The sequence below is a fragment of the Pseudomonas sp. IT-P2 genome (assembly GCF_949767575.1).
Lineage (GTDB): Bacteria > Pseudomonadota > Gammaproteobacteria > Pseudomonadales > Pseudomonadaceae > Aquipseudomonas > Aquipseudomonas pharyngis.
In genome coordinates, this window is record NZ_CATKQA010000033.1 from 477587 (window position 1) to 494130 (window position 16544).

General features: G+C 61.4%; 17 protein-coding genes. 10 read left to right on the forward strand and 7 right to left on the reverse strand.

Annotated elements, in window-relative coordinates; genetic code table 11:
• Positions 1-8 precede the first annotated feature (8 nt).
• Complete coding sequence (gene bglX / locus ACM6JM_RS18365) at positions 9-2300, reverse strand: beta-glucosidase BglX (RefSeq protein WP_414882298.1); 2292 nt, start codon at positions 2298-2300, stop codon at positions 9-11.
• A 260-nt stretch (positions 2301-2560) separates the two neighbouring features.
• Here bglX and ACM6JM_RS18370 point away from each other — a divergent pair, with 260 nt between their 5' ends.
• The 4 genes from ACM6JM_RS18370 to ACM6JM_RS18385 all read left to right on the forward strand — a co-directional run bounded on the left by ACM6JM_RS18370 (position 2561) and on the right by ACM6JM_RS18385 (position 5904).
• A complete protein-coding gene (locus ACM6JM_RS18370; protein WP_039771481.1) occupies positions 2561-3169 on the forward strand; it encodes a LemA family protein in 609 nt (202 codons plus the stop codon).
• A 13-nt stretch (positions 3170-3182) separates the two neighbouring features.
• Positions 3183-3935, forward strand: a complete 753-nt coding sequence (locus tag ACM6JM_RS18375) for a TPM domain-containing protein (protein WP_039771483.1) — start codon at positions 3183-3185, stop codon at positions 3933-3935.
• A 28-nt stretch (positions 3936-3963) separates the two neighbouring features.
• The gene (locus ACM6JM_RS18380) at positions 3964-4581 is read left to right on the forward strand and encodes a TPM domain-containing protein (protein ID WP_039772747.1); all 618 of its coding nucleotides are present in this window, start codon (positions 3964-3966) and stop codon (positions 4579-4581) included.
• Positions 4582-4671: 90 nt separating this feature from the next.
• On the forward strand, positions 4672-5904 hold the full coding sequence (locus ACM6JM_RS18385; RefSeq protein WP_414882299.1) for a class I SAM-dependent methyltransferase: 1233 nt from the start codon (positions 4672-4674) through the stop codon (positions 5902-5904).
• Here the strand turns inward: ACM6JM_RS18385 and ACM6JM_RS18390 are convergent.
• Positions 5894-6808 (reverse strand): DMT family transporter, encoded by a 915-nt coding sequence (locus ACM6JM_RS18390; RefSeq protein ID WP_085666795.1) that lies wholly within the window; start codon positions 6806-6808, stop codon positions 5894-5896. The two genes, ACM6JM_RS18385 and ACM6JM_RS18390, sit on opposite strands and share 11 nt — an antisense overlap.
• A gap of 170 nt (positions 6809-6978) precedes the next feature.
• Between ACM6JM_RS18390 and ACM6JM_RS18395 the strand changes: the two genes are divergently transcribed.
• From ACM6JM_RS18395 to ACM6JM_RS18410, 4 genes are all read left to right on the forward strand, one after another.
• Entirely contained in the window at positions 6979-7560 is a 582-nt protein-coding gene (locus tag ACM6JM_RS18395) for a DJ-1/PfpI family protein (RefSeq protein WP_064594029.1), read from the forward strand.
• A 22-nt stretch (positions 7561-7582) separates the two neighbouring features.
• The gene (locus ACM6JM_RS18400) at positions 7583-7927 is read left to right on the forward strand and encodes a YegP family protein (protein WP_414882300.1); all 345 of its coding nucleotides are present in this window, start codon (positions 7583-7585) and stop codon (positions 7925-7927) included.
• 153 nt (positions 7928-8080) lie between these two features.
• Positions 8081-8725 (forward strand): hypothetical protein, encoded by a 645-nt coding sequence (locus ACM6JM_RS18405; protein WP_039772743.1) that lies wholly within the window; start codon positions 8081-8083, stop codon positions 8723-8725.
• A complete protein-coding gene (locus ACM6JM_RS18410) occupies positions 8725-9249 on the forward strand; it encodes a hypothetical protein (protein ID WP_039772742.1) in 525 nt (174 codons plus the stop codon). The genes ACM6JM_RS18405 and ACM6JM_RS18410 overlap by 1 nt, the downstream gene beginning before the upstream one ends.
• A gap of 53 nt (positions 9250-9302) precedes the next feature.
• On the opposite strand, the gene ACM6JM_RS18415 is transcribed toward ACM6JM_RS18410, so the two are convergent.
• Positions 9303-10184 carry a dihydrodipicolinate synthase family protein gene (locus ACM6JM_RS18415; RefSeq protein WP_163974145.1) on the reverse strand — a complete coding sequence of 294 codons (882 nt, stop codon included), beginning with the start codon at positions 10182-10184 and terminating at the stop codon, positions 9303-9305.
• 26 nt (positions 10185-10210) lie between these two features.
• On the reverse strand, positions 10211-10993 hold the full coding sequence (locus ACM6JM_RS18420) for an aldolase (protein ID WP_064594034.1): 783 nt from the start codon (positions 10991-10993) through the stop codon (positions 10211-10213).
• 108 nt (positions 10994-11101) lie between these two features.
• On the opposite strand from ACM6JM_RS18420, the gene ACM6JM_RS18425 reads away from it, so the two are divergent.
• Positions 11102-11644 carry a helix-turn-helix domain-containing protein gene (locus ACM6JM_RS18425; RefSeq protein ID WP_039772739.1) on the forward strand — a complete coding sequence of 181 codons (543 nt, stop codon included), beginning with the start codon at positions 11102-11104 and terminating at the stop codon, positions 11642-11644.
• Here the strand turns inward: ACM6JM_RS18425 and ACM6JM_RS18430 are convergent, their stop codons facing one another.
• On the reverse strand, positions 11645-12664 hold the full coding sequence (locus ACM6JM_RS18430; protein ID WP_414882301.1) for a DUF4917 family protein: 1020 nt from the start codon (positions 12662-12664) through the stop codon (positions 11645-11647). It abuts the gene before it with no gap.
• Between the two features lie 154 nt (positions 12665-12818).
• Here ACM6JM_RS18430 and yiaY point away from each other — a divergent pair, with 154 nt between their 5' ends.
• Positions 12819-13967 carry an L-threonine dehydrogenase gene (gene yiaY, locus ACM6JM_RS18435; RefSeq protein ID WP_414882302.1) on the forward strand — a complete coding sequence of 383 codons (1149 nt, stop codon included), beginning with the start codon at positions 12819-12821 and terminating at the stop codon, positions 13965-13967.
• On the opposite strand, the gene ACM6JM_RS18440 is transcribed toward yiaY, so the two are convergent.
• Together ACM6JM_RS18440 and ACM6JM_RS18445 are read right to left on the reverse strand one after the other, a co-directional pair.
• Positions 13964-15130, reverse strand: coding sequence for an MFS transporter (locus ACM6JM_RS18440; protein ID WP_414882303.1), 1167 nt, complete (start codon positions 15128-15130; stop codon positions 13964-13966). The two genes, yiaY and ACM6JM_RS18440, sit on opposite strands and share 4 nt — an antisense overlap.
• 17 nt (positions 15131-15147) lie before the next feature.
• Positions 15148-16383 carry an aminotransferase class I/II-fold pyridoxal phosphate-dependent enzyme gene (locus ACM6JM_RS18445; protein ID WP_414882305.1) on the reverse strand — a complete coding sequence of 412 codons (1236 nt, stop codon included), beginning with the start codon at positions 16381-16383 and terminating at the stop codon, positions 15148-15150.
• Positions 16384-16544: the final 161 nt, after the last annotated feature.

A 16544-nucleotide genomic window follows, 5' to 3' on the forward strand; every position in this document is an offset into this window, starting at 1 on the left:
TTGGCTAATTACAGCAATTCAAAGCTCTGCTGCGTCACGTCCTGGGAATCCAGGCCGATCTGCACGTTGAACTTGCCAGGCTCGGCCGCGTACTTGAGCTGGGCGTTGTAGAACTTCAGGTCATCTTCGGTGATGGTGAAGTGCACGACTTTCTGCTCGCCGGCCTTGAGCATGATTTTCTGGAAGTTCTTCAGCTCCTTGACCGGACGGATCATCGACCCGGTGACGTCCTGGATATACAGCTGCACCACGGTTTCGCCGTCACGCTTGCCGGTGTTCTTGACCATGACACTGGCGTCGAGCTTGCCAGTGGCGTTCAGGGTGGTCGAGGACAGCGCCATGTCAGTCAGACTGAAGTTGGTGTAGCTCAGGCCGAAACCGAACGGGAACAGCGGCCCGGTGGTGTCATCGAAATACTGCGAGGTGTAGTTGCCCGGTTTGCCCGGCGTGAACGGCCGGCCAATGCTCAGGTGGTTGTAGTAGGTCGGGATCTGGCCCACGGAGCGCGGGAAGGTCACCGGCAGTTTGCCCGACGGGTTGTAGTCGCCGAACAGCACGTCGGCGATGGCGTTGCCGCCCTCGGTGCCGCTGAACCAGGTTTCCAGAATCGCGTCGGCCTGTTCCTTCTCCTCGAGGATGGTCAGCGGACGGCCGTTCATCAGCACCAGCACCAACGGCTTGCCGGTGGCTTTCAGGGCACGGATCAGCTCGCGCTGGTTTTCCGGGATGTTCAGGTCGGTGCGGCTCGACGATTCGTGGGACATGCCACGGGACTCGCCCACGGCCGCGACCACCACGTCAGCATCCTTGGCGGCTTTCACCGCCTCGTCGATCAACACGTTGGCCGGGCGTGGGTCATCGACCACTTCCGGGGCGTCGAAGTTGAGGAAGTTCAGGTAGTCGAGAACCTTCTTGTCGCTGGTGATGTTGGCGCCACGGGCGTAGATCAGGTTCGCCTTGTCGCCGATCACATTGCTCATGCCGTCGAACAGGGTCACCGATTGCGCCGGACGACCGGCGGCCGCCCAACTGCCCATCATGTCGATCGGAGCCTTGGCCAGCGGGCCGACCAGCGCAACTTTGGCGGTTTTCTTCAGCGGCAGGGTTTCGTTCCGGTTCTTCAACAGCACCAGGCTGCGACGCGCCACTTCGCGGGCGTCGGCGCGGTGCAGGCGACTTTCGGCGTAGGTGTCGGCCGGATCGTCTTCAGCCTTGCCGATGCGCAGGTACGGGTCCTTGAACAGGCCCATGTCGTACTTGGCGGCGAGGACTTCACGCACGGCGTTGTCGATGTCTTGCTGTTCGATCTCGCCGGACTTGAGCAGCCCTGGCAGCTCTTTGCCGTACAGGGTGTCGTTCATGCTCATGTCGATGCCGGCCTTGATCGCCAGCTTCGCCGCTTCACGACCGTCGCGGGCTACGCCGTGCTTGATCAGTTCGAAGATCGCGCCGTGGTCGCTGACCGCCAGGCCCTTGAAGCCCCAGTCCTTGCGCAGCAGATCGTTCATCAGCCAGGTGTTGGCGGTGGCCGGAATACCGTTGATCGAGTTCAACGCCACCATCACGCCGCCGGCGCCAGCGTCGATGGCCGCGCGGTACGGTGGCAGATAGTCCTGGTACATCTTCACCGGGCTCATGTCGACGGTGTTGTAGTCGCGACCGCCCTCGACCGCGCCGTACAGGGCGAAGTGCTTGACGCTGGCCATGATGCTGTCGGCCGCGCTCGGGGTCTCGCCCTGATAGGCCTTGACCATGACTTTGGCGATGCGTGAGGTCAGGTAGGTGTCTTCACCGAAACCTTCGGAGCTGCGGCCCCAGCGCGGGTCGCGGGAGATGTCGACCATTGGCGCGAAGGTGATGTCGAGGCTGTCGGCGGCGGCTTCCTTGGCGGCAACGCGCCCGGACTGGCCGATGGCGTCCATGTCCCAGCTCGACGCCAGGGCCAGCGGAATCGGGAAAATCGTACGGTGACCGTGGATCACGTCGTACGCGAAAAACATCGGAATCTTCAGCCGGCTGCGCATGGCAGCATCCTGCATCGGACGGTTTTCCGGGCGGGTGATCGAGTTGAAGGTGCCGCCGATGTTGCCGGCGGCGATCTCTTTGCGGATCAGCTCGCGGGGCATTTCCGGGCCGATGCTGATCAGGCGCAACTGGCCGATTTTCTCGTCGAGGGTCATCTGTTTCATCAGATTACTGATGAACGCATCCTTGTTTTCCAGGGGGACCGGGGTCGTGGCGGCCAGTACTTGATGACTGGCCAGGCTGACGAACAGGCCCAGCAAACACAGCTTCTTCATGAATAGTTTTCTCAAGGGCCTAAACGGCGTTACAACACCGGCCAGCCAAAATGTAGGGAGCGACTATTGTTGTTCGGGTGCTGATTCAGAAAACGACAGCCGAATGTACGTCGAACGTTTCGGCGACGTGATCGCGCAGGGCCTCTTTTTAGCCCATCGGCCCGCCGCAATCCAGTGGCGGGGGCGATTATGCCCCAACCGTCGGCTGAGAATGTTTCGCGATTCATTATTCATGAAATGTGCAAGGGAGCACCCGTCCGATGAATGTCAGTCCTGTCTACCGCTCGCGTTTGCAGGTCGCCACCCTGCTGGTGCTGGCCACGTTGTTGACCGCCTGCGGCATCAACAACATCCCCACCCTCGACGAACAGGCCAAGGCTGCCTGGGGCCAGGTGCAGAACCAGTACCAGCGCCGCGCCGACCTGATCCCCAATCTGGTGGAAACCGTGAAGGGCTATGCCAAACACGAGGAAGCAACCCTGACCGCCGTGATCGAGGCGCGGGCCAAGGCGACGTCGATCCAGGTCGATGCCAGCACTCTCGACAATCCGGAAAAACTCAAGCAGTTCCAGCAGGCCCAGGATCAACTGACCGGTGCCTTGAGCCGGTTGATGGTGGTGTCCGAACGCTATCCGGACCTGAAAGCCAACCAGAACTTCCTCGCCCTGCAATCGCAACTTGAGGGCACGGAAAACCGCATCGCCGTGGCGCGTCGGGATTTCATTCTGGCGGTGCAGAAATACAACACCGAGATCCGCACCTTTCCCGGTCGTCTGTGGCACAGCGTGATGTACAGCAATTTGCCGATCCGCGAGACCTTCGAAGCCACCAGCCCCGGCGCGGACAAGGCCCCGGAAGTGAAGTTCTGAGCCGGGGATGCCCATGCGTGTGTTGAAGATGGGCCTGGTGCTGATGCTGTGGCTGTTTGCCGTCAGCGCCCGGGCCGAGTTGACCTTTCCGGCGCTGACCGGGCGGGTGGTGGACGAGGCGCAGATGATCGAGCCGTCGGTGCGCACGCAACTGAGCCAGCAGTTGCAGGCCCACGAGCAGGCGACCGGCGAACAGTTGGTGGTGGTGACGTTACCGAATCTGCAAGGCGCCACCATTGAGGACTATGGCGTCGAACTCGGCCGGCATTGGGGCATCGGCCAGAAGGACAAGAACAACGGCGCCCTGTTGATCGTCGCCCGGGACGAGCGCAAATTGCGCATCGAAGTCGGCTACGGGCTGGAGGACCGGCTGACCGACGCCCAGAGCTCGGTGATCATCCATCAGGTGATCACGCCGTCGTTCAAGGCCGGCAATTTCAGCAAGGGCATCAGCGACGGTGTGGCGGCGATGCTGGTGGTGCTCGGCGGCAATCCGCTGGACGAGCCGTCCACGGTGTATGAATCGGCCGGCGATCCTGCGGATGATTTTGTCTCGCGGCACCCGGCATTGTTCGTATTTCTGGTGATGTTGTTCATCCTGACTGTTTTTGTCTGCCAGATGCTCGGTATCCTTCCCGCCGGCCGGGGCGGCTCCGGAGGAGGGGGCGGCTTCGGTGGCGGTGGTTTTGGCGGCGGCGGTGGAGGCGGGGGCTTCAGCGGCGGCGGTGGCAGTTTCGGCGGGGGCGGTTCCTCCGGCGGCTGGTGATAACAATAATGAGCAGGCACTTCACGACATGGCATTACTGACTGAACACGAACAACGCAAGGTCGCCGAGGCCATCGCCCGAGTCGAGCGCGACACCGACGCCGAACTGGTGACGGTGCTCGCAGCCCGCGCCGACGACTACGCGTACATCCCGCTGCTGTGGGCCAGCCTGCTGGCGCTGGTGGTGCCGGGGATCGTGCATTACCTGACCGGCTGGCTGACCATGCACAGTCTGTTGCTGGTGCAGTGGGTCAGTTTTGTCGTGCTGTGCCTGGTGTTTCGCCTGCCCAGGGTCACCACTCATCTGATCCCGCGCCACGTCCGGCACTGGCGCGCCTCGAACCTCGCGCGGCGGCAGTTTCTCGAACAGAACCTGCATCACACGGTGGGCAGCACCGGCATGCTGATTTTTGTCTGCGAGGCGGAGCGGTACGTGGAAATTCTGGTGGATGAAGGGATTTCCAAAAAGCTGGATAACAAGAGCTGGGACTCGATTGTCGCGGCGTTTACCGAGCAGGTAAGGCAGGGGCAGACGTTGCAGGGCTTCGTCACTTGTATCGAGGCGTGCGGCGAGTTGCTGAAGGTGCATGTGCCGGTGACGCAGGTCAGGAATGAGTTGCCGAATCGGTTGGTGGTGTTGGGATAAGCCGTTCGGGAAATTAGCCGTGCCCTCGAACGCCATCCCCCCTAAACTAGCGCCCATTCCCGATTTGCCCGTCCGAGGCCGCTTTTTCCCATGTCCGTTATCGCTCCCTCCGCATCTGCCAAACCGGCGCCCGATCACCACGCCCGGTTCATCGAGCTGCTGCAAACCAGCCTCGAACTGAATGGTTTCATCAAACTGGTGCTGGCCAAGTACGTCGGCGAAGAAGCGGATCTGCAGCGGATCATCATCAAACCGGTGACGGTCAAGGCGCAGCCGTGCCTGTCGTTCGTTTACCGCTACAAGACCCGCGACATCACCAAGAACCTGCCGCTGGACGAAGCGGTGGCGACGATTGCCGGGCTGCTGCCGGCGGCGTTCAAAAATGCGCATTTGCTGGCCCTGACTGACGAAGCCCAGCTCGAATACAGCAAAAAGGGCAAGAGCTCACTGTTCATGAGCAAACCTCAGCAATTGCGTGAAGTGCCGTCCGCCGAGCACAACCGCGAGAAAAACCGCTTCCTCGATCTGAACCGACCGTTCCTCAAGGATCTGGGCGTGACCAACGCCCAGCATGAGCTGATCCCGGCGATGTCGCGCAAGTGGAAGCAGATCAACAAGTTCATCGAAGTCTTCAGCCACGCGCTGACCTCGTCGCCGCTGGCCCTGGACAAACCGGTGCGGGTAGCGGATTTCGGTTCGGGCAAGGGTTACCTGACGTTTGCCATTCATGACTATTTGCGCAACACCCTGAAGGCCGAAGGCGAAGTCACCGGCGTCGAACTGCGTGAAGAGATGGTCAACCTGTGCAACACCGCCGCCGCGAAGCTGGAACACCCAGGGCTGGTGTTCAAGTGCGGCGATGTGCGCAGCGTGGCGCCGAGCGAGCTGGACGTGATGATCGCCCTGCATGCCTGCGACATCGCCACCGACTACGCGATCCACACCGGCATCCGCTCCGGCGCATCGATCATCATGTGTTCGCCGTGCTGCCACAAACAGATCCGCTTGCAGATCCAGAGCCCGGCGCTGCTCAAGCCGATGCTGCAATACGGCTTGCACCTGGGCCAGCAGGCGGAAATGGTTACCGACAGCTTGCGCGCGCTGTTCCTCGAAGCCTGCGGTTACGAGACCAAGGTGTTCGAGTTCATCTCGCTGGACCACACCAACAAGAACAAGATGATCCTCGCCGTGAAGCGCGCCGAGCCGGTGGACCCGACTCAGTTGCTGGTGAAGATTCAGGAGTTGAAGGCGTTCTACCAGATCAGCGAGCACTGCCTCGAAACCCTGCTGCTCGCTGACGGCCTGCTGAAGCTCAAGGCTTGAGCTGAACCCCGGCCGGTAATGTGCCCGGTTGAGCCGGGCGCACCGCGGTCTTGCGCCCGAGCATCACCGTCGCGATCACCCCGCAGGCGAACAACCAGGTGATCGGCTCCACGTGTTCCCCAAAGAACAGCGCGGAAAACGCGATGGTGAAGAAGATCTGCAACAACTGGATCTGACTGACCCGGGCAATGCCACCCATCGCCAGCCCGGCGTACCAGGCGAAGAACCCCAGAAACTGCGAAAACAGCGCGACGTAACCGAACGCCCACCAGGTTTTTGCCGATACCGCGCCCTGATGCTGCAACGCCAGGTACAGCACCGGGCCGATCAGCAGCGGCGTCGACAGCACCAGCGCCCAGCAGATCACCTGCCAGCCGCCCATCTCCCGGGCCAGGCGCCCGCCCTCGGCGTAACCCAGACCACCCACCGCAATCGCACCCAACATCAACAAATCCCCGGCCTGAATGCTGCCGGCACCGGTGTACAACGCGTATCCCAGCACCAGCGCACTGCCCAGTGCGGCGCAGGCCCAGAAGGCTTTTGAAGGACGTTCATGGGACAACCACGCGGCATAAAGCGCCACGCACAACGGCTGCAAACCGTTGACCAGCGCGCCATGGGAGGCCGGCAAGGTCTGCATGGCCCACGCCGACAGCACCGGGAAACCGAGGATCACCCCGGCGATCACCAGGCTCAGGCCTTTGACTTGCTTCCAGGTCGGCCACTTTTCCCGTTGCCATAACAACAGCGCCGCCGCCGGAATCGCCGCGACCAATGCACGGCCCAAGCCGTTGAGCAGCGGGTGTAATTCCTGCACCACGATGCGGGTGAAGGGCAGGGTAAGGCTGAAAATCACCACGCCGAGCAGGCCGAGGGCCATGCCGGTGTTTTCGCGCGAAGACATTGAGGGCAACTCGATTCGAAGGTAACGGGAAGGTGTCTTCATCTAGCCACAAACCACGGCAGTCGGGCTGTTACAGCTGAGCGCAGAGTTATCCATACAGTTTGCGAACGCCATCGCGGTCCTTGGGCTACTGTGAATATTCCTGCGCATTCACCAGAGGAGTCCTGCCCATGGCCGCGAAAAAGATACTGATGCTGGTCGGCGATTACGTCGAAGACTACGAAGTGATGGTGCCGTTCCAGGCTCTGCAGATGGTCGGGCACACCGTGCATGCCGTGTGCCCGGACAAGGCCGCCGGCAAGACCGTGCGCACCGCGATCCATGACTTTGAAGGCGACCAGACCTACAGCGAGAAGCCCGGTCACCAGTTCGCCCTGAACTTCGATTTTGCCAAGGTCGATGCCAAGGATTACGACGCCTTGCTGGTGCCCGGCGGGCGTGCGCCGGAATACCTGCGGCTGAACGAAAAAGTCCTCGAACTGGTGCGTGCTTTCGACAAGGCCGGCAAGCCGATTGCCGCCGTCTGTCACGGCGCGCAACTGCTGGCGGCGGCGGGGATTCTCGAAGGTCGCGAGTGCAGTGCTTATCCGGCCTGTGCCCCGGAAGTGCGCCTGGCCGGCGGCACCTACATCGACATCCCGGTCACGGACGGCCATGTCCAGGGCAACCTGGCCACTGCGCCCGCCTGGCCGGCGCACCCGAAATGGCTGGCCGGTTTCCTCGGGTTGCTTGGAACCAGAATCACCCTGTGACACATCGAAAAGGAGAAACACCATGTCCGGATGGTATGAGTTGAGCAAAAGCAGCAACGGCCAGTACAGGTTCGTACTGAAAGCGGCGAACGCCGAAACCATTCTGACCAGCGAGCTGTACACCAGCCGCGCGGCTGCCGAAAACGGCATCGCCTCGGTGCAGGCCAACAGCCCGCTGGACGAACGCTACGAGAAAAAATCGACGAAGGACGGTCACCCCTACTTCAACCTCAAGGCGGCCAATCACCAGATCATCGGCAGCAGCGAATCCTATTCATCGGACGCGGCGTGTGACAAGGGCATCGCCAGCGTCAAGGCCAACGGGCCGTCCAAGGTGATCAAGGACAAAACCCTGCCGGTGCTTTGAACCACCCATGACGTTCAGTCGCCAAATCCTTGGCGACTGAATTCTGGCTATGTGCCATCATTTCGCTTATCCTCCGCCGCCAATCCAAGGAAGGGGCGCGAGATGACTCTTTCGCGGAATTTTTGAACAACTGCCGCCAGAGTTTTCCCACTGATGATCCGCCTTTTCGCTGTCCTGACCCTGCTGCTCGGCTTGAGCGGCTGCTATAGCCTGTCCCCGACCCAAATCGATGATGAACTCGCACCGAGTGCCGATTCCGGCACCGCGTATCTGGTGGGTGTGGTCGGCATCTGGCCAAAAGCATCCTATGCGGCCCAGGAACAGATGCTGCTGATCCGCAAACGTGGCAGTGACGAATTCGCCAGCGCGCGCCTGCACAACGAGTTCTATGCTCGTACCGCACGAGACGTGCGCGAGACCGGTCGTGGTATCGGCACGCTGTTCGTGATGCCGCTCAAACCCGGTCGCTACGAGATCTACAACGTGCGATTCGATCGCGGCAGATCGGTGTCCTGGAGCCGTGAGGACTTCACCATCGGCATGCAGCTTGAAGCGGGCAAGGCTTACTACATCGGTGACTTCCGTGCCGGCTGCGTGTCCCCCAGCGACAGCACCTGCCTGTTTCTGCACAGCGATCATCTCGAACGCGACGCCGCGCTGGTCCGCGCCAGATATCCGCAAGTACCCGGCCTGCAACGACTGGACATGCCGAACCTGTACACCGCCACACCGTTTATTCGTGAAGAGAACGGCACCAGCGCCTCCGTCTACAAAGCCATGCTCTCGGGGAAATTCTAATGCTCATCAAACGTCTGCTTCTGGGCTTGCTTCTGCTGCTCGGTGGCTGCCAGGCCACTCATTCGCTGAAAGCGCCGGATGTCGATTACAGCAGCCAGCAATTGCCGGCCATCAACGTCAGTGTGATCGGCATGCCGAGCTGGATGCTGCGTGACGAATTGCGTCGGCGTGGCACCTTTGAAGAAGTGAAGGCCGGCCGCAGCGAAGACGGCTACAACGTTTTGGTGATTGCCAACAGCGATGTCGGCGGGATTCAGCCGCAGATGCTTCTGAGCGCCTTCACCCTGTTTCTGGTGCCGGTGCCAGTGAGTTTCGACAGCACGGTGGTGTTCAGCCTCAGCCATGGCAAGCAGATACTGGGCGTCTACACCGTGAACAACCACACCGAATCCTGGCGCGGCGCATTCAACGCCTCGGGCGGTCAGTTCGAACACATGCGCTTGATCAGCGACACGTTCATCGCGCAGATTCTCAAGGATCAGCCGTTCCACCGCGAAGCCATGAAGCGCGCCGCCAGCCTCTGATCGACGGCCACAAAAAATCCCGCCCGGCGTAAACCGGGCGGGATTTTTTTCGTTCAGCGCAAGGTGTTCAGCAAGGCCTGCAATTGCGTACGCCCGGCCTCAGCCAGCGGGAACACCGGCAAACGCGGATCGCCGACTTCCAGACCGTTCAGGCGCAGACCGGCCTTGATCGTCGCCGGCAGGCCGCCCTTGAGGATGAAGTCCAGCAGCGGCAACTGGCGGTAGAACAGCTCTCGCGCCTTGCCGAGATCCCCTGCCAGTGTGGCTTCGTACAAATCCAGGTTGAGCTGCGGGATCAGGTTCGGTGCCGCCGTGCACCAGCCTTTGGCCCCTGCAGCGAAGGCTTCCAGCGCCAGCGGGTTGCAGCCGTTGTAGAACGGCACCCGGCCTTCGCCCAGCAGTTGCAGCTTGTGCATGCGCTGGATGTCGCCGGTGCTCTCCTTGACCATGGTCACGTTTTCCACGCCGTTGACGATGCGCAGGATCAGCTCCACCGACATGTCGGTGCCGCTGGTGGCCGGGTTGTTGTAGAGCATGATCGGCACGCCGATGCTGTCGCCGATGGCGCGGTAGTGGGCGAGGATTTCCGCCTCGGTGAGTTTCCAGTAGGACGTCGGCAGCACCATCACCACGTCGGCGCCGTGGGCTTCGGCGAAGCGTGCGCGGCGCACCGCTTTGGCGGTGGTCAGGTCGGACACGCTGACCACGGTCGGCACGCGCTTGGCGACGTGCTTGATGCTGAATTCGGCGACCTGGTCCCACTCCGTATCGCTCAGGTAGGCGCCTTCGCCGGTGCTGCCCAGTGGCGCGATGGCGTGGACGCCGCCGGCGATCAGACGGTCGATGGAGCGGCCGAGGGCCGGCAGGTCGACGCCTTCGCCATTGGCGCCGAACGGGGTGATGGTGTAGCCGATGATGCCGTGAATGTTGGACATGAGAGTGCTCCGCAAGGATGAGGTGTTCAGTTCAGGCAATCGGCGTGCTGACGCAGGTTCTGCCGGGCGTAGTAGTTGAAGGCCGCGGCGTGGCGTTTGGGTTTCGACACCCAGTCATGGGCCTCGCGGCCGAGCTCGGGAATGATCGGCTTGATCGTCCCGGCGGCCATCGCCAGCAATTGCAGTTTGGCGGCGCGCTCGATCAATTGCGCGATGACACAGGCTTCCTCGATGGTCGTGCCGGTCGACAGTTGCCCGTGGTGGGAAAGCAGGATCGCCCGTTTGTCGCCCAACGCCCCGGCAATCAGTTCGCCTTCTTCGTTACCCACCGGCACACCCGGCCAGCCTTCAAGGAACGCGCAATCGTCGTACAGCGGGCACAGGTCCATGTGGGAAATCTGCAGCGGCACTTCCAGCATCGACAGCGCGGCAATGTGTGTCGGGTGGGTGTGGATGATGCAGTTCACGTCCGGTCGGGCGCGGTACACCCAGCTGTGGAAACGGTTGGCCGGGTTGGCCATGCCGTGGCCTTCGAGCACTTCGAGGTCTTCGTTGACCAGCAGCAGATTGCTCGCGGTGATTTCATCGAAACCCAGGCCCAGTTGTTGAGTGTAGTAAGTGCCCGGCTGCGGGCCACGGGCGGTGATCTGCCCGGCGAGGCCCGAATCGTGGCCGTTTTCGAACAGGATCCGGCAGGTCAGGGCCAGCTTTTGCCGGTCTGTCCACGTATTATCCGCCAGGGTTTTTTGCATCTGGGTCAGCGCTTGCTTGACCAGTTCGTCTTTGGGTAGTGCTAATGTCTTCGCCATATCCGTGTCCTGTGGTGGTTGCCATGTATGACACTTACGAGGCTATATGACACTTTGTGTCATTGGCAAGGACAAATCGTCTTTCCTTTGCTGGATTAATCGCTTCGCATGTCTATCCGTTTGAAATTATTGAGAAAAAAACTTGGCGTAACCCTTGAGGCGCTGGCCGAGAAATCCGGCATGACCAAGAGTTATCTGTCGAAGGTCGAGCGCGGGTTGAACACACCGTCGATTGCCGCCGCGCTGAAACTGGCCAAGGCGCTGAACGTGAAAGTCGAGGAGCTGTTCTCCGAAGACAACGTCAGCCTCGACGGCTACAGCCTGGTGCGCAGCCATGAGCGCCAGTCGCTGGCGGCCAACGACCACAGCCCCGGTTATGCGGTGCTGGCCCATCAGGTCAGCGAACGCAGCCTGCTGCCGTTCATCATTTATCCGCCGAGCGAATTCACTGACAAGACCTTCAAGGAACATTTGGGCGAGGAGTTTCTGTTCGTCCACGAAGGCCAGGTCGAAGTGGACTTCGTGAACGAACGGGTGCTGCTGGAACGGGGCGATGCGCTGCACTTCAATGCGCAGAAACCCCATCGCATCCGCTCAGTGGGCGAGGTGCAGGCGCAGTTGCTGGTGGTGGTGCACAGCGGCGAGGAATGATCAGACCTCAACCGGCACCGACAGCTTCGGATGGCCCAGCGCATGGCTCTTGGAATCAAAGAAGCGCAACTCGACACCCGTGCCCTCGAACACCTTGGCGTAGTGGCGTTTCTGGTGCTGGATGAACGCCGCGCTGCGCGGGTAGATCGAGATCGCCACGGTCTTCGGCTTCGCCAGACGCAGGGCGCGCACGAGGTGGCTGTCCTGCTCGCCGAGGGCGTGGCCGAAGATGCACAGATTGTCGCCGTGTTTGAGTAACTGGTCGTAGCAGAACGACAGGTAATCGGAACTGCGAATGGTCTTGAGCTTGTCGGCGCTCGGCCCTTCGTTGACGAACAGCGGCACGTCGTCGAGCGTCTTGATCGTGTTGTTGATCGCGAAACTGCCGAGCAGCGTGCCCTCGGTGGCGGTCAGTTTGCGCGCGGTGCCGTCCTGGTTGCGCACCAGATGCAGGCCACCGTGCAGGTACAGCAGACGCGGTTTGTCCGTGCTGCTGTCGCACAGATCGAAACTCGCATCGGGGCCGTTGAACAGGTCGTCGATCGCCTCGCCCTGATGTTGCAGAGCCCAGTAATTGAGCAGGTCGTAATTGGTGGTGAACACCGTGCGATAACGCGCCAGTTCACTGTTCAGGGTCGCCAAAGTCGAGGCTTCGATCAGCCGCCACGGGATGTGTACCGCGTGCACGGTGTTGATCAGCGCTTCCTTGATCGCGTAGTAGCGGTTGCGCGGTGCGGCCGAACTGACGGCCAGCGCCTTGTTGACCCGGCTGGTGGTTTTCAGCGCGCCGAGCACCTGCTCGAAGCTGCGCGTTTGCAGGGCGTCGAACACGCTCAGTTCCGACGGGGTCAACGGTTTTTCTTCCACCGTGCGTGCGTTTTCGAACAGCGAGTCGTAGCCGAAATCGTCCCACACCGCGCGACTGGCGCCGTTGCCCAGCAGCAGGCCGCTGAAGTCGGTGGTGGCGCGCAACGCGTTCCAGTCTTCGAGGGTGGCGTCGACATCCAGAAAATCGGTCATTGCAGGGCACGTCTCAAAACAAAGGGCAGATGGACGGCGACTTTATCACGAGCGGGCATTGAGCCAGATCAACATCCGCCGTGACCGATCGGTCGATCCTGTGTGCATCTGCCGAATTGCACGAGTCGATTCGGCCCCAGTCAGGAGACGCGCCATGAGCAGCACCTTTTTCATTCCCGCCGTAAACATCATGGGCAGCGGCTGCCTTGACGACGCCATGAATGCGATCCGCAACTACGGTTTTCGCAAGGCGCTGATCGTCACCGACGCCGGGCTGGCCAAGGCCGGCGTGGCGACGATGATTGCCGAGAAACTGGCGATGCAGGACATCGACTCGGTGATCTTCGACGGCGCCAAGCCCAACCCGAGCATCGCCAACGTTGAGTCAGGACTGGCGCTGCTCAAGGAGAGTCGCTGCGATTTCGTGGTTTCCCTTGGCGGCGGTTCGCCCCACGACTGCGCCAAGGGCATCGCGTTGTGCGCCACCAACGGCGGACAGATCCGCGACTACGAAGGCGTCGATCAATCGGCCACGCCGCAACTGCCGCTGATCGCCATCAACACCACCGCCGGCACCGCCAGCGAGATGACCCGGTTCTGCATCATCACCGACGAAACCCGCCACGTGAAAATGGCCATCGTCGACCGCAACGTCACGCCGCTGCTGTCGGTCAACGACCCGGCGCTGATGGTCGCCATGCCGAAAAGCCTGACCGCCGCCACCGGCATGGACGCACTGACCCACGCGATCGAAGCCTACGTCTCCACCGCTGCCAACCCGATCACCGACGCCTGCGCACTGAAGGCGATGACCCTGATCAGCAACAACCTGCGCCTGGCCGTGCGCGACGGCAGCGACCTGGCCGCGCGGGAAAACATGGCCTACGCGCAGTTCCTCGCGGGCATGGCGTTCAACAATGCGTCCCTCGGCTACGTGCATGCGATGGCGCACCAGTTGGGCGGTTTCTATGATCTGCCTCACGGGGTGTGCAACGCGGTATTGCTGCCGCATGTGCAGACATTCAACGCGCAGGTCTGCGCCGATCGTCTGACCGACGTGGCCCACGCCATGGGCGCCGACATTCGTGGTTTCAGCCCGGAGGAGGGTGCAAAAGCCGCGATCGATGCGATTCGTTGCCTGGCCAGGGACGTGGAGATTCCCGGTGGCCTGCGTGATCTGGGCGCCAAATGCACCGACATCCCGGTGCTCGCCGCCAACGCCCTGAAAGACGCCTGCGGCTTCACCAATCCGCGGGCGGCGGATCAGCGGCAGATCGAGGAGATTTTTCGCAGCGCGTTTTAAGCGGGCAGGCGAACGGGCGTGCCTCTCGTACAGAGCAGCGCGCCCATCGCCAGAGTGCAGCACAGCAACGACAGCGGCCACGCTTGCGGGCTGGCGAACACGCTGGCCACCGCCCCGATCAGCGCCGCCATCAATTGGTGGATGAACCCGCTCAGGGCCATCGCATAGGCGCCGGCAATCGGCGCGCCATCGTTGGCCCGTGAGAGGCTGATCGGGTAATTCAGCGATTGCCCGAAGACGGCCACGCAATAGGGCAGCCAAAGCAACCAGGCCATCGAGCTGGCCAACAGACTGCCAGCCAGCATCACGCCAGTGCCGGCCATCACCAGGCTGACCCCCAGTGTCATCAGTCGGTGCTGACCGGTACGCAGCACAAAGCGATTGACCGCCAGCGCCCCCAGAAAATATGCGGCGCTGATCGGCCAGCCCAGCAACCCGTATTCCGTCGCCGACCAATTGAACGGGCCTTGCAGAATCACTGGCGCAGCGCTGTTGAACGCGATGATCACGCCATAACCCAGACCGCCCGCAAGCGCCGGCAGCAGAAACGCCCGATGGATCAGGATCGTTCGATAGACCGCCCACGGCGAAGCGGTTGCGGGCGCTTCGACAAGTGTTGGAAAGTTCAGGCGCGAGACTATCGCGGCCATCAACAGACTGACCGCGCCCAGCAGATAAAAGATCGCCTGCCAGCCCAGCGTCACCTGAATGAGCGAGCCGGCGTATTGCCCGATCCCGAGCGCGACAACGAACGAAATCGAAATCCACGACAACGCCTTCGCCAGCAGATCCCCCCGAAAGCTGTCTCGAATCAGCACCCGCGCCATCACCGAAATGCCGCTGGCGCCGATCCCCTGAAGCAGTCGCAGCAGCAGGAATGTCTCCAGCGTCGAGCCCAACGGCAGAGCCAGATTCGCCGCGCCATAAATTCCCAGCGCCGCCAGCAGCACCGGCTTGCGGCCGATGCGCTGCGCCAGACTGCCCCACAGCAGCATCGGCAGCGCCATGCCGATCAGGTACAGCGACAAGCCCCAGGCCACCTGCGTCGCACCGACCTGCAAATACCCGGCTATCTGCGGCAACGCCGGCAGGTAAATGCTCATGCCCAGTTGGGCGAGGAACACGGTGGAACAGGTGATGAGCAGGATGAGGCCGGGGTTCATAAGTCGTCCGTGAAGGTTCAGCGGTGGCGATCGCTACCGTGAGTCATTAACAGGTCGGTGATCAAATCACAGAAGTGGTGGATCAGTGTCGATTCCATGTCGGCGCGCAGCGTAACGCGGATCGCGGCTTTGCCCTGGGCTACCACCGGGAAAAACACGGCGCTGGTGAAAAAGCCGTGTTCGGCCAGTTCAATGGCGATTCGATTGGCCAGGGCGGCGTCGCCACAGTTGATCAAGCGGATGGCCATGGAGCTGCCGTGCTGTTCGGTGCTCAAGAGGCTGTCGAACAGGCGAATATTGGCCTGGAGCCGAACCTGCAAGGCCCTCAGTTCTGCACTGCGATGCAGCTCGATCGACGCGAGGCCCGCACCAATGGCCGCGCAATTGAGGCTCTGCGACCAGTTGCTCGGCCCGCCGTAACGCTGGATCAATTTCTTCTGCCGATCATTCCCGAGCATCACCAGGCCGCCGCTGGCCCCGAATGATTTGGCCAGAGATGCGACGATCAGACAGTCCTCTTCCAGCGCCGGCATTCTTGGTCGTACCAGACCGGCACCGTTGCTGCCGACTGCCGACAACGCGTGGGAGTCATCGAGATAAAGAAACAGGCCATATCGCTCCTTCAAATACAACAGACCATCCAGATTGGCGACGCCACCCATGCTGTAGGCACCGTCGGCGACATAGGCGACGGTGGAATGGCGCTGGCACACCGATTCGAGAAAATCCATGTCGTTGTGGGGGCAGGTCAATACCTGGGTCTCGTCGGCGCAACTGGCCTTCAGGTGATTCATCGAGTAATGGGCCAGGCGATCAAACACCATCACCGGCGGGCGGTTCTGGGTGAACACGCCACTGGCCAGCAGCGGCAGGATACCGGCGCTCGCGGCGCTGCAGGACAGAGTGGTCAGACACACCGCGCCAAACAATTGCGACAACTCGCTTTCGTATTGTTCGAGCAGCGCCAGCTTGCAGCGGTTTTTCGAGTTGGCAACGCGCAGTGTCCCGGTTTTACGCAGTGCCGCAATGGCGCCTTCAAGCAGAGCGGGGTGGTGATCGAGACCCAGATAGGAGGTGGTGCAGAAATGATGGAACTGGCGCCCGTGCTGATCGAGCAAGTGATTACAGCCTTTGACCTCGACGTTGAGGGCGGCGATTTTTCCAGCTTCCGCAGCCTCCCAATCGTGGTCTGCCAAAGCGATGACCTTGCGGTAATTGGAGAAAGTGTTGGCGGATTCCGACAGGTGATTCATAGGCAGCTCTCCTTGAGCAGGGCAATCCATGGGGTGTTGCAAATTGTGTGTGTTGCCAGACTTTACAGAGAGCTATGCAGGGTCAGAATCGGCCGCGTCCGATAGCATTGACGGCTGTTGGAGATTTGCTTGTAGGGCGAAGCCTTGCCGGGCTGTGAGAC

Bases quoted from the DNA above. Each gene is read 5' to 3' on its own strand.
- bglX (WP_414882298.1), bottom strand. From the start codon at position 2,300: ATGAAGAAGCTGTGTTTGCTGGGCCTGTTCGTCAGCCTGGCCAGTCAT.
- ACM6JM_RS18370 (WP_039771481.1), top strand. From the start codon at position 2,561: ATGAATGTCAGTCCTGTCTACCGCTCGCGTTTGCAGGTCGCCACCCTG.
- ACM6JM_RS18375 (WP_039771483.1), top strand. From the start codon at position 3,183: ATGCGTGTGTTGAAGATGGGCCTGGTGCTGATGCTGTGGCTGTTTGCC.
- ACM6JM_RS18380 (WP_039772747.1), top strand. From the start codon at position 3,964: ATGGCATTACTGACTGAACACGAACAACGCAAGGTCGCCGAGGCCATC.
- ACM6JM_RS18385 (WP_414882299.1), top strand. From the start codon at position 4,672: ATGTCCGTTATCGCTCCCTCCGCATCTGCCAAACCGGCGCCCGATCAC.
- ACM6JM_RS18390 (WP_085666795.1), bottom strand. From the start codon at position 6,808: ATGTCTTCGCGCGAAAACACCGGCATGGCCCTCGGCCTGCTCGGCGTG.
- ACM6JM_RS18395 (WP_064594029.1), top strand. From the start codon at position 6,979: ATGGCCGCGAAAAAGATACTGATGCTGGTCGGCGATTACGTCGAAGAC.
- ACM6JM_RS18400 (WP_414882300.1), top strand. From the start codon at position 7,583: ATGTCCGGATGGTATGAGTTGAGCAAAAGCAGCAACGGCCAGTACAGG.
- ACM6JM_RS18405 (WP_039772743.1), top strand. From the start codon at position 8,081: ATGATCCGCCTTTTCGCTGTCCTGACCCTGCTGCTCGGCTTGAGCGGC.
- ACM6JM_RS18410 (WP_039772742.1), top strand. From the start codon at position 8,725: ATGCTCATCAAACGTCTGCTTCTGGGCTTGCTTCTGCTGCTCGGTGGC.
- ACM6JM_RS18415 (WP_163974145.1), bottom strand. From the start codon at position 10,184: ATGTCCAACATTCACGGCATCATCGGCTACACCATCACCCCGTTCGGC.
- ACM6JM_RS18420 (WP_064594034.1), bottom strand. From the start codon at position 10,993: ATGGCGAAGACATTAGCACTACCCAAAGACGAACTGGTCAAGCAAGCG.
- ACM6JM_RS18425 (WP_039772739.1), top strand. From the start codon at position 11,102: ATGTCTATCCGTTTGAAATTATTGAGAAAAAAACTTGGCGTAACCCTT.
- ACM6JM_RS18430 (WP_414882301.1), bottom strand. From the start codon at position 12,664: ATGACCGATTTTCTGGATGTCGACGCCACCCTCGAAGACTGGAACGCG.
- yiaY (WP_414882302.1), top strand. From the start codon at position 12,819: ATGAGCAGCACCTTTTTCATTCCCGCCGTAAACATCATGGGCAGCGGC.
- ACM6JM_RS18440 (WP_414882303.1), bottom strand. From the start codon at position 15,130: ATGAACCCCGGCCTCATCCTGCTCATCACCTGTTCCACCGTGTTCCTC.
- ACM6JM_RS18445 (WP_414882305.1), bottom strand. From the start codon at position 16,383: ATGAATCACCTGTCGGAATCCGCCAACACTTTCTCCAATTACCGCAAG.